Genomic DNA, 14364 nt, shown 5'->3' with positions numbered 1-14364 from the left:
AACGCCAAGCGGGGAATAACGATGGTTGCAAGGTCACCCGACGCAAACGGGACGGCGGCGCCCGAGATACCGGTCGTATCCGTTACCGCCCCCGAGGCCGGACGCAAGCTGTTCGTGATCATGCGTTCGCCGGATGAGCCGTTGCTGGCGCAACTGCGCGGGCTCGGCTGGGATATCTCGGTCGCGAAGACGGCCGGCGCCGCGCAGAACATGACATCCGGCGTAAACGTCGCCGCCGGGCTCATCGATTTCTCGGGCTTCACGTCGCGCGACTATCCCGCGCTGAAGGCGTGCCTGAGCCAGGCGGCGATCGGCTGGATTTCCGTCGCGCAGGCCGGTGTCACGATCAGCCCTGCCGTACGCGAACTGATCCGCAGCTACTGTTTCGATTACGTGACACTGCCGTTGCCGCACGAATGGATTTCGCACGTGCTCGGCCATGCACGCGGAATGGCCGCGCTCGATCGCGTCGACGGCGCGGCATACGCTGCGTCGATCGGCGAGCACGGGATGATCGGCAACTGCGAAGCGATGCAACAGTTGTTCAGCACGATTCGCAAGGTCGCGAAAACCGACGCGAGCGTGTTCATCTCCGGCGAGTCGGGCACCGGCAAGGAGCTGACAGCGCTTGCGATCCACGAACGCTCGGCGCGCGGCAAGGGCCCGTTCGTCGCGATCAACTGCGGCGCGATTCCGCATCACCTGCTGCAGTCGGAACTGTTCGGCTACGAGCGCGGCGCATTCACCGGGGCGAACCAGCGGCGCGCGGGCCGGATCGAATCCGCGAACGGCGGCACGCTGTTTCTCGACGAAATCGGCGACATGCCCGTCGAAAGCCAGGCGAGCCTGCTGCGCTTCCTGCAGGAAGGGAGGATCGAGCGGCTCGGCGGCCAGGAATCGATTCCAGTCGATGTGCGGATCATCTCGGCGACGCACGTGGATCTCGACGGCGCGGTCGAAGCCGCACGCTTTCGCGCTGACCTCTATCACCGGCTCTGCGTGCTGCGTATTCACGAGCCGCCGCTGCGCGCGCGCGGCAAGGACATCGACATCCTCGCGCATTACGTGCTGCAGAAATACAAGGCCGACAGCGGCCGCAAGATCAGCGGCTTCACGTCGGCCGCGCTCGACGCGATGCGCCGCTACGAGTGGCCCGGCAACGTGCGCGAGCTGATCAACCGGGTGCGCCGCGCGATCGTGATGGCCGAGAGCCGGCTGCTGACGCCGAACGATCTCGGGCTCGAGACGCCGGGCGAAACGGAGCCCGTGACGCTCGAACAGGCGCGTTCGCTCGCCGAGCGCACCGCGATCGAGAACGCGCTGCTGCGCAACGATCACCGGATCAACAAGGCCGCCGCCGAACTCGGCATCTCGCGCGTGACGCTGTACCGGATGATGATCGAGCACGGGCTCAACGACCACGACAACAACGGCGACAACGGCGGGAAGGACGGTTCGCCGCCCGGCGACGCCGACCACCAGCGCGTCGGCTGACCGGCGGCAGGGAAACCTTCGCGGCCGGCCCGTGCACGCGGCCAGCGGCATGTAAAGGGCGTGAAACGTTTCCTGTCGGCAGCCGCGCGAATAGGCCCGGCAAACGTGGGCGGCGGCGTGCCGCCCGCGCCGGGAAAACTTTCCGGATCGTCCGCGCGCCTTGTCCGGCAGCGCATTGCCGACGCGCGACCGCGGCCGCCCGCGCGCGGCATGTTTCAGTTTCGTAACTTCCCGCCTGTCCCGCCCGATCCGGCCGCGGGCTTGTCCGACGAAAGCCTTGCGCGGCCGGCTTCATACGAAGCTGGCCCGCTCCTTGCGCAGATCGAGGTGCGAGAGTCGACGACGTGGCGTCCGGCGGTTCGGCAACGAAACTCCAGGAGCCGGCCAGGACGCAGCCCACGGGGATGACGGGCGGGACGGGGCAGCACTGCTCCGTTCCGCCCGGCAGGGCCGTCGTCGTCGGATCGTCGGGGCACCGGCGATGTCCGGTTGCCGGCACAGCAACAGCACAAATACGGGGTAGAAAAATGATGAACGATCGCCAAACGACGCGGGCGGCAAGCCGCGAACGCAATGACTCGCCCCATCGCCGGTCGTCCGCGCATCTTGCCGCCGGCCGGCATGCGTCGACAGGCCATCTCTGCGCGCCCGGCGCGAGGCGGATCCGGCTGACACCCGGTCATCCGCGCCGGGCCGGTACTTTTTCGCTGGCCAATCGGATCCGCCAGGGTATGTGCACCCGCGCGCCGGTTCGGCTGCGCCCGCTTTTCGCGTATTGACGGCGCACGCGAGCCATCGCCCGCGGAAGTCAACGGTTTGCAATCCGGATGAAACGCGGTGTCAGGCGGTGCGGTGTCAGGCGGTGCGGTATCACGCAGTACGACACGGTCGATGAAACCGGCGCGACGGCAAACGTCAGGGAGGCGTCGCCGTCCGGTGGTTGGGGGAGGGGCGGTCGGGCCGCGCGCGGCGGGCATTGCACCCGTCGCGCGCGACGCCGCTTCAGCCGCCGTAGATGTCGAAGTCGAAGTACTTCGACGCGAGCCGCTTGTAGGTGCCGTCCTTGACCATGTCGAGGATCGCGCGGTCGATCTTCGCCTTCAGATCGGTGTCTTCCTTGCGCAACCCGATGCCGGCGCCGATACCGAGCACCTTCTCGTCGATGAGTTCGGGCCCGACGAACTGGTAGCCCGCGCCGCGCGGCGACTTCAGGAACCCGATCGCGGCCTGCACCTCGTCCTGCAGCGCGGCGTCCAGGCGGCCCGACGTGAGGTCCGCATACACGCCGTCCTGGTTCTGGTACGCCACGACGTTCGCGCCTTGCTTCGCCCAGTACGCCTTCGCATACGCTTCCTGCGTCGTGCCCTGCTCGACGCCGATCGACTTGCCCTTCAGCGATTCGGCCGTCGGCAGCAGCGGCGAACCCTTCTTCACGACGAGCCGGGTCGGCTGGTTGTAGATCTTCGTCGTGAAGCCGATCTGCTCCGCGCGCTGCGGCGTGATCGACATCGACGACAGCACCGCGTCGAACTTCTTCGCCTTCAGCGCCGGGATCATTCCGTCGAAATCGTTCTCCAGCCACACGCACTTCGCCTTCAGCCGCGCGCAGATTTCGTTGCCGAGATCGATGTCGAAGCCGACGAGCTTGCCGTCGGGCGCCTTCGATTCGAACGGCGCGTAGCTGGCATCGGTGCCGAAGCGCAGCGTGGTCCAGTCCTTCGCGGCGGCGGGACCCGCCGATACCGCGAGCAGGGCGATCGAAACGGCGGCAATCAGTCTCTTCATGATGGTTCCTTGGCGTGGTCTATCCGGTTCTGGGCGACACGGTTGATGCCGACACACACCGCGTCACGATGCGCTGTCCGCACGGCCATTAACGCAGAAAATAAAATATTCGTCCAGAATGGACAAAAAATATCGCCTTGTCGAAAGAGATGCCGATCTCGGGGACGACCCTTGCAAAAATACCGAAATGGACTAATCTTGTTAGTGAATTCATTTCTAGACTAACGATCATGACACAGCCCGCCTTCGATCCGCATTCCGCCCCGCGGCTGGCTTCGGTCGCGCAGATGTCGGCGGCCGGCCTGCGTGCGTTCTTCAACATCGCGCGCGACTGGGAGCTGACGATCGACGAACAGATCGTGCTGCTCGGCTCGCCCGGCCGTTCGACGTTCTTCAAGTGGAAGGCAGCGCCGGAATCGGCGCGCCTGCCGCGCGATACGCTCGAGCGGCTATCGCTGCTGCTCGGCATCTACAAGGCGCTGCAGATCCTGCTGCCGCAGCCGGCCGCGGCCGATACCTGGGTCAAGCGGCCCAACGACGCAGCGCCGTTCGGCGGCAAGCGCGCGCTCGACCGGATGCTCGCCGGCAACGTCGGCGATCTGGTCGCCGTCCGGCAATATCTCGACGCGATGCGAGGTGGCTGGGCGTGACGATCCAGACCGAAGCGCCACACTGGCCCACGACCGTCGTCGACTGGGCGCCTGCCTATCGCGTGATTCCCACCCGTTTTCCCGCCATCAACCTGTTCGACCGCGTCGCGTCCGCGGAGGATTTCGATGCGCTCTATGCGCTCGAATCGCTGACCAACGACCGCATTCGCAATGAAGTCGGCACGCTCGAACTCGTGCCGCCGGCCGAGCGTCGCTACGGCCAGGGCTGGGGGCCGATCATGGCCGCGTTCACACACCTGAATCCGCAGGGCAGCCGCTTTTCCGACGGCAGCTACGGCGTGTTCTACTGCGGGCGGTCGCGCGATACGGCGATCGCCGAAACGCGCTATCACAGCGGGCTGTTCATGTCGGCGACGAAGGAGCCGCCGATGCGCCAGCAGATGCGGCTCTACACGGTGTACGCGCACGGCGAGGTCGCCGACGTGCGCACGTGGCCGCAGCGCAGCCCGGCGCTGCTCGATCCGCTCGATTACAGCGCGGGGCAGGCGCTCGGCCGCGTGGTGCGCCATGCGGGCGGCGCGGGCATCGTCTATCCGTCGGTGCGCGACCCGCGCGGCGAATGTCTCGCGGCGTTTCGCACGACGCTGCTGCGCGACTGTCATCACGCGGCGTATCTCGAATACAACTGGAACGGTTCCGCGGTCGATGCGGTGTTCGAGTTGAACCAGGTGGGCTAGCGGGGGCGGCTCGCGCGCGCAAACGCGTACGTACGCGTGCTCGCGCCAAGCCGTTGCCGCCCTATGGCAGCGGCAACTCGCCCGCATGACGGGCGCGCGCGTCGGCCTGGGTGAGCGACCACATGTCGCCCGTGCGCGGTTCGACGATCGTCAGGCGTCCGGACGGCGCGAAAGCGCCGGTATCGATGAACCATTGCGCGCCGATGCGCTGCGGCGCGCGCACGGGCGTATGACCGGTGCAGGTCAGCGACAGGCCGGCCTGCCGGGCCGGGTCGGCGAGCCCCTGGACCAGGTCGCGGCCCCACATCAGCCGCTCGCGCACGTCGTGCGAATAGCTGCCGGTGTCGAGTTCGGCGTCCGGACCGAAGAATTCCGCATGCAGCACGTTGAAGCGCGCGGCGCCGTCGCCGATCACGCGCACGAGCGGCAGCGCGTCGACGCGCGCCGCGTGCGCGTGCAGCCGTTCCGGCGGGAGATCGGCGCCCCAGTCGCCGCCGATCCCGCGCCATGCATCGGGCGACAGCTTGCCGCGCGACACGAGGCTCAGCACTTCTTCGTGATTGCCGCGCACCACATGGCACCACGGGCGGTCGAGCAGCGTGAGCGCGGTTTCGGACGCGGGGCCGCGGTCGACGAGATCGCCGACCGAGAACAGCCGGTCGCAAGCCGGATCGAAGCCGACGTCGTGCAGCAGCGCGCGCAGCACATCCACGCAGCCGTGCAGATCGCCGACGACGAAGTCGCGGCCGGCCGCGTTCGCGGGATGGTGGCAGAGGGCGGGTGTCATCCCGATATCTTAGGCGCTCGCGCCCATCGCAACGACATGCCGGAATGGCGATAATCGGGGCGGTAACCGCCGGCGATGCGCAGCGGGCCGCTCGCGCGCCGGCCGAACCTTTCCAACCGCTTTCGGAATCACACGATGACGCTTTATCCGCAGGTATTACGCAACCGGCCGCGCATGGTCGCCGCCTTCGTCGCGGGGGTGGCGTGCGCGGTGCTGCTGCCGTTCCAGTTGCGGCCGACCGCGCGTGCGCTGATCGGTTGGGATTGCACGGTCTGGCTGTATCTCGTGCTGATGTGGGTGCGCATGGTCACCGCGCATCATCACAAGGTGCGCGAAGTCGCGATTCGCGAGGACGAGAACGCGACGACCGTGCTGACCGTCATCTGCCTCGCGACGGTCGCGAGCGTCGCCGCGATCGCGATCGAGCTCGCGACCGCGAAGAGCGTCGGCTTTCGCGCGGGGCTCGGTCATTACGCGATCACGGCCGCGACGCTGTTCGGCGCGTGGTTCCTGATCCCGACGATCTTCACGCTGCACTACGCGCGGCTCTATTACGGCTCGCCGACCGGCGATCGCGCATTGCGCTTTCCCGACCGCCATCCCGAGCCCGACTACTGGGATTTCCTGTATTTCTCGTTCACGATCGCGGTCGCGTCGCAGACGGCCGACGTGTCGCTCGCGAACCGCTCCGCGCGCCGCGCGGTGCTCGCGCAGTCGATCCTGTCGTTCTACTTCAACATGGCCGTGCTCGGGCTGTCGATCAACGTCGCGGCGGGGTTGCTGAGCTGACGCGGGTTACTTGAGGAGTTCGTACGTGCCGCCGCGCTCGAGCGCGCGGCGGTAGGCGGGCCGCGCGAAGAACGGCATCGGCGCATGCGCGATGCGCAACGCCCGTCACCGGTCGTTGCGCCCCGTCACGCGGTGCGCCGCAGCGCGATCCACGCGCCCCAGAACAGGCTCGAGAAAAAGCGCAGCGGCGCATCGAAACCCGCATCGTCCAGCAGTTCGAACACGGCTTCCTCGGACGCCGGCGGGTCGGCGCCCTGCAGGATTTTCGCCAATTGCGCACGCACGGCGTCGGGCGTCGCGCCCTTCATGCGCCAGCGCTGCTGCCACGCATCGAGCAGGCGAGGGTGGTCCGCGTAGCGGCGATGGTTGCCTGCGATCACGAGCGGCGCGCCGGGCTTCAGGCGGCGCGCGATCGCGTCCAGCAGCGCGGCCTTCGCCGTGTCGCCGGGCACGTGATGCAGCACGCCGATCAGCGTCGCGCCGTCGAAGGCCGGCGCGTCGGGCAGCGCATCGATGCCGGCCTCGATGAAGTGCGTGCGGGCGGCGAAACCCGCCGCTTCGACGTTGGCGCGCGCGAGCGCGAGCATCGGCGTGGACGGATCGACGGCCGTGAACCGCCAGCCCGGCTCGAGCGCGGCGGGCACGCAGATTTCCTGCCCCGTGCCGCCTGCCCCCACGACGAGGATCCGCGCATCGGCCGCGCCGATCGACGATGCCAGCATGCACGCGGCGAGTTCATGGCATGCGTCGTAGCCGGCGAGCGCGATGCGGGATTGTTCGGCGTATTCGTGCGCGCGAGCCGGATCGAACTTCGCGGCGCTGGCGGGGAGTGACATGGCGGATGCCTCGGGTTCGGGCGCGGACGGGGTGTCCACGCGCATCGCACCGAGCGTAAGCGCGGCCCCGCGGTGCAACAAGGCGAGCGGCCATTCCGGTATGCCGACTACCCGACTCGGCGCGTGTCGCGCGCAAACGTTGTCGGGGTCGATTCGCATTTAAAAATGTGAGGATTGCATACGTTTCAAAGGTGAAACCGGCGCATACTTTTCTTCCCCCCTGCCTGGCCGTCGCATGCCGGGCCCCGCTGCGCCGCGCCGTTCGCGCGGCCATGCCGCTCGGCACGCATGAGGAGCGCATGATGTCAGATTGTTCGCACGATCCGTATGCGCAGCACTACATTCACTGCCTGCCGTCCGGCGCGCAGCCCTGCGGCGCGCTCGGCACGTCGCCGCGCACGCATTTCCGCGTGTGGGCGCCGGCCAGCATGCACGTTCAGCTCGAACTCGATACCGGCAATGGCACGACGCTCGTCCCGATGACGGCCGCCGGTCGGAACTGGTTCGAAGCGTTCGTCGAATGCGGTGCGGGCGCGCGTTACCGTTATCGGCTCGACGATGTCGTGTCGATTCCCGATCCCGCATCGCGTTCGCAGCCCGACGGACTCAACGGCCCGAGCGAAGTCATCGATCCGCGCGCGTTCACGTGGCGCAACACGTTCTGGCGCGGACGTCCGTGGGAAGACATCGCGCTGTACGCGATTCGTCCGCACGCGGTGGGCGGCTTCGACGGCGTGCGCCGCCGGCTGCCGCAGCTCGCGCGTCTCGGCGTGACCGCGCTGGAGTTGCTCGCGTCGCCGCACGACAGCCTGCCGTTCGCGCCGCTCGCGGCCGAGGGCGGCCCCGACGCGCTGAAGGCGCTGATTGACGACGCGCACGGCTACGGTCTCGCGGTGCTGCTGGAGCTCGATTACGCGCGCTTCGGCAGCGGCACCGACGCGCTGCGCCATTACGCGGCGCCGTTCTTCCATACGCGCGACGATCCGCTGCAGGCGCCGCCGCTCGCGCTCGATCATCCGGAAGTCTGCGACTTCTTCTGCGACAACGCGATGTACTGGATCGACGAATACCGTTGCGACGGGCTGCGGCTGCGCGAGGCCGACCGGATCGGCACCTCGTGGCTGCGCGAGATCGCCGACCGCGTGCGCGCGGCCGTGCCGGCCGACCGGCTGATCCACCTCGTGCTCGGCAGCGAGCGTCATCCGGTGCATCTGGCCGATACCCATTTCGATGCCCAGTGGAACGGTTGCGGCGAACGCGCGCTGCATCGGTTGACGGACCGCGACACGACCGCGCACGAAGGGATTTCGGCGCACCAGTCGATCCATACGCTGGCCCGTGCATTGACCGCGGCCGGCGCGGCGTTCCAGCCGGCCGCCTCCGGCGACGGCCCCTGCGCCGAAGGGCTGGCGCTGACGTCGCTGGTGCTGTCCGACGGCGTGTGGCGCGAGAGCGAGCATGGCGCGCTCGAGACGCCGGGGCTCGCCGCGCTCGCGCTGTCGCTGCTCACGCCGCAGATCCCGCTGATCTTCGACGAAACCGCGCGCGATGCCGATCGAGCGCATTTCGTGCAGTCGGCGCTTGCGGTGCGCGCGAAGCTGATTGCGCCGCGGCTGGCCGATTGCCGGCCGCGGGACGCGCACGCGTTGAAGGCGGGCGGTGATGGCGATGCCGATGCGCTGGTGGCGTCGTGGCAGCTCGCCGATGACGAGACGCTGACCATCGCACTGAACCTGTCGCCCGACGCGTTGCCGTTCGATGCGCCGAGAGGACAGGTCGTGTTCGAGACGCCGGCGCGCGCACGCGACCGGATCGACGACGGGGATTTGCCGCCGTATTCGCTCGTCGCGTGGCTGACGGGGGACGTCAACCACTACGCGCTCACGCACGACGTGCGCCGGATCGACGACAGCAGATGGCGCGGAATGCGCGCCGATCTGAACGCGTAAGGCGCGTAAGACCCGGAAGACCGGGCGCCGGCGCGCCCGGCCGCACTCACCAGAAGCTTCGAATGCCCGCGACGCCATACGCGCCGTGGCGGCGCGCGTCGTCGAGATGCGCGCGCGTCATGCCGCCGAGCGCATAGACCGGCATCGCGGCGTGCGCGGCCAATGCCGCGAATCGCGTCCAGCCGAGCGTCGGCGCGCCGGGATGGCTGAGCGTCGGCAACACGGGCGACAGCGTGATGAAATCCACGCCTGCGCGCGCGGCCAGCACGAGATCGTCGGCCGCATGGCAGGCGGCCGATACGCGCCGCGCGGCCGGCAGCGGCCGCTGCGCGACGGCGCGTAGCGCGGCGCTGTCGAGGTGCCAGCCCGCGCCGTCGAGTTGCATCACGCCGGCCGCGTCGATCGGGCCGTTGAGCATCAGTTGCGCGCCGGCTGCGGTGCAGCGCGCGAGCGCATCGGCGGCCAGCCGCGCGAACGCGGCCGCGTCGAACGACTTCACGCGTAACTGCACGAGCGTGTCGCCGCGCGCGAGCACGGCCGACAGCCGGTCGAGGAAGGCCCGGCAATCGGCGGCCGACGCGGACGCCGGCTCCGGCGTGATCACGCAGCAGCGCGGCAGCGTCGCGCTCATCGCGTCCGGCAAGGGCGGGGAGCGCGGCGAGACCGGGCGGCGGCCGTCATTCGTCGGCCTCCTTCGTGGTCTTCGGATAGACGCGCACCAGCACGATGCGCGGCCCGTTCATCTTCTTCACGACGACGTCGAAGCGATCGAACGACACGCGCTGCCCTTCGGTCGGCAAATCGTTCAACGCCTGGATCACGAGGCCGCCGACCGATTCCGCGCGTCCTTCGTCGATGTCGATGCCGAGCGCCTGTTCGAGCGACACGACCGGCAGGCTGCCCTTGCCCATCAGCGTGCCGTCGTCGAGTCGGGTCCAGTCCGCGTCGCCCTGGCGGAACTCGTCGTGGATCTGGCCGACCAGCGCGCCGAGCAGGTTGTCGAGCGTCAGGAACCCGATCGGCTTCTCGCCCTTGTTGCCGACCAGCGCGAAGTGCGGCGCGCCCTTGCGGAAGCGGCGGAACAGTTCCAGCGCCGGCGTGTCGGGCTTCACGTACTGCACCGGGCGCACGTAGTCGGACAGGTCCTCCAGCGCCGCGCCCGCATGACGCGCGAGCAGCAGGTCCTTCAGGTGAATCAGCCCGCTGACCTGTTCGCGCGACGCATTTTCGAACAGCGGATAGCGGCTGAAGCGGTGCCGCGCGACGATTTCCATGTTGTCGGGCAGCGGCAGGTCGCGGCGCAGGCCGATCATTTCATGCGCCGGCCGCATCAGGTCCGACACCGTCATCGACGAGAAATCGAGCGAATGCGCGAGCGTGTTCCATTCGTCGTTGGTGTACGTGCCGCGCGCCGGCTGGGCCGTGTTGCCCGCGGCGCTGCGGCGGCCGCGCAGGATCAGCTTCAGTTCGTCGGTCGAGTAGTGCGCATCGCCGCCGTGGTCGGCCGACAGCCCCGCGAGCCGCAGCACCGCGTTCGCGCTGTTGTTGAGCACCCAGATCGCCGGATACATCGCCCAGTAGAACGCATAGAGCGGCAGCGCGACCCACAGGCCGACCTTCTCCGACTGGCGGATCGCCATCGATTTCGGCGCGAGCTCGCCGACCACGATGTGCAGGAACGAGATCAGCGAGAACGCGAACACGAGCGAGATCAGGTGCACGATGCGTTCGGACTGCACGCCGATCAGGTCGAGCAGCGGGCCGATCAGTTCCGCGAACGCCGGCTCGCCGACCCAGCCGAGGCCGAGCGATGCGAGCGTGATGCCGAGCTGGCACGCGGACAGATACGCGTCGAGTCGACCGTGCACGACGGCGAGGATGCGCCCGCGCAGGCCGTGCTTGCGGGCAAGCGTCTTGACGCGCGTCGCGCGCAGTTTGACGAGGCCGAATTCGGCTGCGACGAAAAACCCGTTCAGGGCCACCAGGAACAACGCGCCGATGAGCGCGAAGATCTGTAACAAGGAATCGCTCCAGTCATGACAGGCCCAACAGTATAGGGCCGGAAAGGAAGATGTAATGTATCGGGCGGCCGCTGGCTTAGCCCGCCGCCTCGCAGGGAACCGAGAGCGACAGGGTGACGACGGCGCCGTCGGCGAACGGGGCGTGCGTGAAGGTGCCGCCGTGCGCGAGCGCGACACGCTGGCACAGCGCGAGCACCCACGCGACGCGCTTCGCGTCGCGCGTGCGCAGCATCTCGCGACGTGCGAACGATTCGAACGCGTGCGGCAGCGCCGGATCGGCGAGCGCATCGGCGCTCACGCCACAGGTGACATGCGCGACGCACTGCGCGCCGTCGAGCGTGCACGTGAACGTCACGCGGTTGCCGGCGGCACTGGCTTCGACGGCCGTCGTCAGCATCGTCCAGAGCGCCTGCGCGACGCGTTCGCGATCGGCGCTCAGCGATGGCTCGCCGTCGGGCAGCGTCGCATCGATGCTCACCTGCCGCGCGTCGGCGAGCGCGAAGCGCACCAGCGCGAGCGTGTCGTCGAGCAGCGGGCGCAGCGCGAATGGCTGGGGGGCGATCGCCAGCGTGCGCGTTTGTGCGCGCGGCGCGTCGAGCACGTCGTCGATCAGCGCAACCTGCTGATCGATCCCCGTACGGATGCCCGCGAGCGCGCGCTGCAGGTTCGGGTCGGCGCTCGCGAGCTGGCGCTCGAGCACATACGCCCAGCTGTGCATTGCGTTCAGCGGGCTGCGCAGGTCGTGCGACGCGGTGGAAAGCGCCTGGTCGCGCAGGAACAGCGCGGCCTCGGCGGCATAGTGCGCTGCGCGTTCGCGCAGCAGGTCGGCGGCGGGATCGACGGGAATGGACGTCACGGAGCGGGCTGGTTGGAAGCGGTTGGCATGAAAAACACACGAATCGCCATTATAGGGAGCGCGCGTGTCACGCCGGCAGCGCGTCCTCGTCCTTTTTCCGGGCGTCGCCGTTCGGCAGCAACTGGCAGGCGAGCAGGCCGGCCAGCATCAGCGCGCAGCCGACCAGCGCGCGCAGCGTCAGCGTCTCGCCGAGCGCGGCCCAGCCGGCGATCGCCGCGAATACGCCTTCCATGCTGAAGATCACGGCCGCGTGCGCGGGCGCCGCATCGCGCTGCGCGACGACCTGCAACGTATAGCCGACGCCGACCGACAGCAGCCCGCCGTACAGCAGCGTCGGCAGCGCGCTGCGCAGCATCGCGACGCTGACCGGCTCGATCACGAGGCCGGCCGCGAGACACACCACGCCGCACGTGACGAATTGCAGGAAGGCGAGCACGAGCGGATCGTGCCGTTTCGCGAAATGGCCGACGGCCATCACGTGCGCGGCGATGATGACCGCGCCCGCGAGCTGGAACCAGTCGCCGTAGAGCACCGAGAAATGCTCGTCGATGCTGAGGAAATACAGGCCGATCGCCGCGAGCAGCGCGCCGAACCACGTGCCGGCGCCGATCCGGTGGCGGACGAACACGCCGATCAGCGGCACGATCACGACGTACAGCGAGCTGATGAAGCCCGCGTTCGCGATGCGCGTGTACTGCAGGCCGAACTGCTGCAGCGAGATCGATACGGCGAGCAGCGCGCCGAGTGCGAGCCCCGGCACCAGCAGCGCCGGTTCGCGCCGAATCGCCGCCAACTGCGCGCGTGACGCCGGGTTGAACGTCAGCAGCGGGATCACCACCAGTGCGCCGAGCAAAAAGCGCAGCCCCGTAAACAGGAACGGCCCGATCACGTCGAGGCTCAGCCGTTGCGCGACGAACGCCGAGCCCCAGATCGCGGCGGCGCCGAGCATCAGCAGGTTGGCGCGGAGGTGCTTGCGGGCGTCGGGCGTCATCGGAATTCTTCAGAGGATTGCGGGCGGCGAAAGCGCGTAGTTTACGCCGAGATTGCAAGGCTGTCGGCAAACCTTCGCAGAGCGGCCGCCGCGCGGGTGTCGCGCACGCGCGAATACAGCGCGACCTGCGAATTCGGCAGCGGCGGCAAGCCGAATTTCGCGCCGACGTCCACCAGCGTGCGCGGCGCGACGCGCCGGGCCAGCGGGCTGACCGCGAGCCCGGCCGCGGCGGCGGCCGTGACCGCCGCGACGCCGCCGCCCGTGAAGCGCTCGCGCCACGGCCGCCCCGCGTGCTCCAGCGCGCGCAGCGCGGCGGCTCGCACGCCGCACGGCCCGGCCAGCACCGCCAGCGGCAGCGGCTCACCCGCGCGCGGCGCCCAGTCCGGCGCGGCCAGCCAGGCGAGCGGCTCGGTAAACAGCAGCGTGCCGTCGTCGCGCGGCGGATCCTCGCCCGGTTCGTGCCGCACGATCGCCGCGTCGAGCCGGCGTTCGTCGTATTGCACCAGCAGGCTCGACGACATCCCCAGATGCATTTCCAGCGACAGCCCGGGATCCTGCCGGTGCAGGCTCGTCAGCACCGCCGGCAGGTCGGGCACCGCGACGTGCTCGCTGACGCCGAGCGACAGCCGGTGCGCGCCGGCCGAAATCGCGCCGAGCGCGTGGTCGTGCGCGTCGAGCAGCGCGCGGGCAGCCGGCAGGAAGTTTTCGCCGTCCGCCGCCAGTTTGACGACGCGCGGCGTGCGCGCGAGCAGCGGCTTGCCGAGATGTGCTTCGAGCCGCTTCAGCTTCAGGCTCACGGCCGACTGCGTGGTGCCGAGCGCGTCGGCGGCGCGCGTGAAGCTCGCAAGATCGGCGACCAGCACGAACGCGCGTACCGCGTCGAGGTCGAGGACTTTCATTTCAGATGTAAATGAATGAAATATTGATTAATGACTGTTCATTATAGTTCTGCGCGCCTAACCTGACGCTGCGTTCCCGATTTTTCATCGTCACCGAAAGGAGCAGGACCATGCCATTCACCCGTATCGCAGTGCGCGAAGGCAAACCGGCCGCCTACCGCGCGGCGCTCGTCGACGGCGTGCACCGCGCGCTGATGCACACGTTCAACGTGCCCGAGGACGACATCTTCATGGTCGTGACCGAGCACTCGGCCGAGAACTTCGTGTTCGGCCGCCACTACCTCGACATCGAACGCAGCGACGATCTCGTGATGATCCAGATCACCGCGAACAACACGCGCACGCGCGAGCAGAAACAGGCGCTGTACCGGACCATCGCCGAGAACCTCGCGCGGCAGCCCGGCGTGCGGCAGCAGGACGTGTTCATCAGTCTCGTGGAAGTGCTGAAGGAGGACTGGTCGTTCGGCAACGGCATCGCGCAATACGTCGTTTGATGCGTGACAGGGCGACAGGGCGACAGGGCCAGATCGTCGCCCGCGCGTTTTCGCGCCGTGTACTATGGAACCTGATTCACGGACGACGCCGGCACGCAGGATGAGCCGGCGATTC

At 68.6% G+C, this 14364-nt stretch carries 14 protein-coding genes; 6 read left to right on the top strand and 8 right to left on the bottom strand.

All coding sequences use genetic code 11. The features are described 5' to 3' along the window. The first annotated feature begins 21 nt into the window (after positions 1-21). Positions 22-1494 carry a sigma 54-interacting transcriptional regulator gene (locus SB786_RS11110; protein WP_410727490.1) on the top strand — a complete coding sequence of 491 codons (1473 nt, stop codon included), beginning with the start codon at positions 22-24 and terminating at the stop codon, positions 1492-1494. A gap of 1002 nt (positions 1495-2496) precedes the next feature. Here the strand turns inward: SB786_RS11110 and SB786_RS11105 are convergent. Continuing rightward, positions 2497-3279, bottom strand: a complete 783-nt coding sequence (locus tag SB786_RS11105) for an ABC transporter substrate-binding protein (RefSeq protein WP_410727488.1) — start codon at positions 3277-3279, stop codon at positions 2497-2499. 230 nt (positions 3280-3509) lie between these two features. On the opposite strand from SB786_RS11105, the gene SB786_RS11100 reads away from it, so the two are divergent. Continuing rightward, on the top strand, positions 3510-3929 hold the full coding sequence (locus tag SB786_RS11100; protein WP_410727487.1) for an antitoxin Xre/MbcA/ParS toxin-binding domain-containing protein: 420 nt from the start codon (positions 3510-3512) through the stop codon (positions 3927-3929). Further along, positions 3926-4627, top strand: coding sequence for an RES family NAD+ phosphorylase (locus SB786_RS11095; protein ID WP_410727486.1), 702 nt, complete (start codon positions 3926-3928; stop codon positions 4625-4627). The genes SB786_RS11100 and SB786_RS11095 overlap by 4 nt, the downstream gene beginning before the upstream one ends. Positions 4628-4688: 61 nt before the next feature. On the opposite strand, the gene SB786_RS11090 is transcribed toward SB786_RS11095, so the two are convergent. Further along, positions 4689-5414, bottom strand: coding sequence for a metallophosphoesterase (locus SB786_RS11090; protein WP_410727485.1), 726 nt, complete (start codon positions 5412-5414; stop codon positions 4689-4691). A gap of 135 nt (positions 5415-5549) precedes the next feature. Here SB786_RS11090 and SB786_RS11085 point away from each other — a divergent pair, with 135 nt between their 5' ends. Further along, a complete protein-coding gene (locus SB786_RS11085) occupies positions 5550-6203 on the top strand; it encodes a DUF1345 domain-containing protein (protein WP_410727484.1) in 654 nt (217 codons plus the stop codon). A 125-nt stretch (positions 6204-6328) separates the two neighbouring features. On the opposite strand, the gene SB786_RS11080 is transcribed toward SB786_RS11085, so the two are convergent. Next, positions 6329-7039 (bottom strand): class I SAM-dependent methyltransferase, encoded by a 711-nt coding sequence (locus SB786_RS11080; protein ID WP_410727483.1) that lies wholly within the window; start codon positions 7037-7039, stop codon positions 6329-6331. A gap of 302 nt (positions 7040-7341) precedes the next feature. Here SB786_RS11080 and SB786_RS11075 point away from each other — a divergent pair, with 302 nt between their 5' ends. Then, entirely contained in the window at positions 7342-8988 is a 1647-nt protein-coding gene (locus SB786_RS11075; protein WP_410727560.1) for a DUF3459 domain-containing protein, read from the top strand. 46 nt (positions 8989-9034) lie between these two features. Here SB786_RS11075 and SB786_RS11070 read toward each other — a convergent pair whose 3' ends face one another. The 5 genes from SB786_RS11070 to SB786_RS11050 form a co-directional block, all read right to left on the bottom strand. Beyond that, positions 9035-9619, bottom strand: a complete 585-nt coding sequence (locus SB786_RS11070) for a thiamine phosphate synthase (RefSeq protein ID WP_410727482.1) — start codon at positions 9617-9619, stop codon at positions 9035-9037. A gap of 46 nt (positions 9620-9665) precedes the next feature. After that, complete coding sequence (locus SB786_RS11065; RefSeq protein ID WP_410727481.1) at positions 9666-11009, bottom strand: hemolysin family protein; 1344 nt, start codon at positions 11007-11009, stop codon at positions 9666-9668. 76 nt (positions 11010-11085) lie between these two features. Further along, the gene (locus SB786_RS11060; RefSeq protein WP_410727480.1) at positions 11086-11865 is read right to left on the bottom strand and encodes a sensor histidine kinase; all 780 of its coding nucleotides are present in this window, start codon (positions 11863-11865) and stop codon (positions 11086-11088) included. 67 nt (positions 11866-11932) lie between these two features. Beyond that, a complete protein-coding gene (locus SB786_RS11055) occupies positions 11933-12856 on the bottom strand; it encodes a DMT family transporter (RefSeq protein ID WP_410727479.1) in 924 nt (307 codons plus the stop codon). A gap of 41 nt (positions 12857-12897) precedes the next feature. Beyond that, positions 12898-13755: a LysR family transcriptional regulator gene (locus SB786_RS11050; protein WP_410727478.1), complete on the bottom strand. Its 858-nt coding sequence runs from the start codon at positions 13753-13755 to the stop codon at positions 12898-12900. Between the two features lie 110 nt (positions 13756-13865). On the opposite strand from SB786_RS11050, the gene SB786_RS11045 reads away from it, so the two are divergent. Beyond that, positions 13866-14249, top strand: coding sequence for a tautomerase family protein (locus SB786_RS11045; RefSeq protein ID WP_410727477.1), 384 nt, complete (start codon positions 13866-13868; stop codon positions 14247-14249). The last annotated feature ends 115 nt before the right edge of the window (positions 14250-14364 follow it).

The organism is Burkholderia sp. SIMBA_062 (assembly GCF_046534765.1).
Classification (GTDB): domain Bacteria; phylum Pseudomonadota; class Gammaproteobacteria; order Burkholderiales; family Burkholderiaceae; genus Burkholderia; species Burkholderia ambifaria.
The sequence above is the reverse complement of the archived record's forward strand: the minus strand, read 5'-3'. Positions and strand labels throughout refer to the sequence as shown.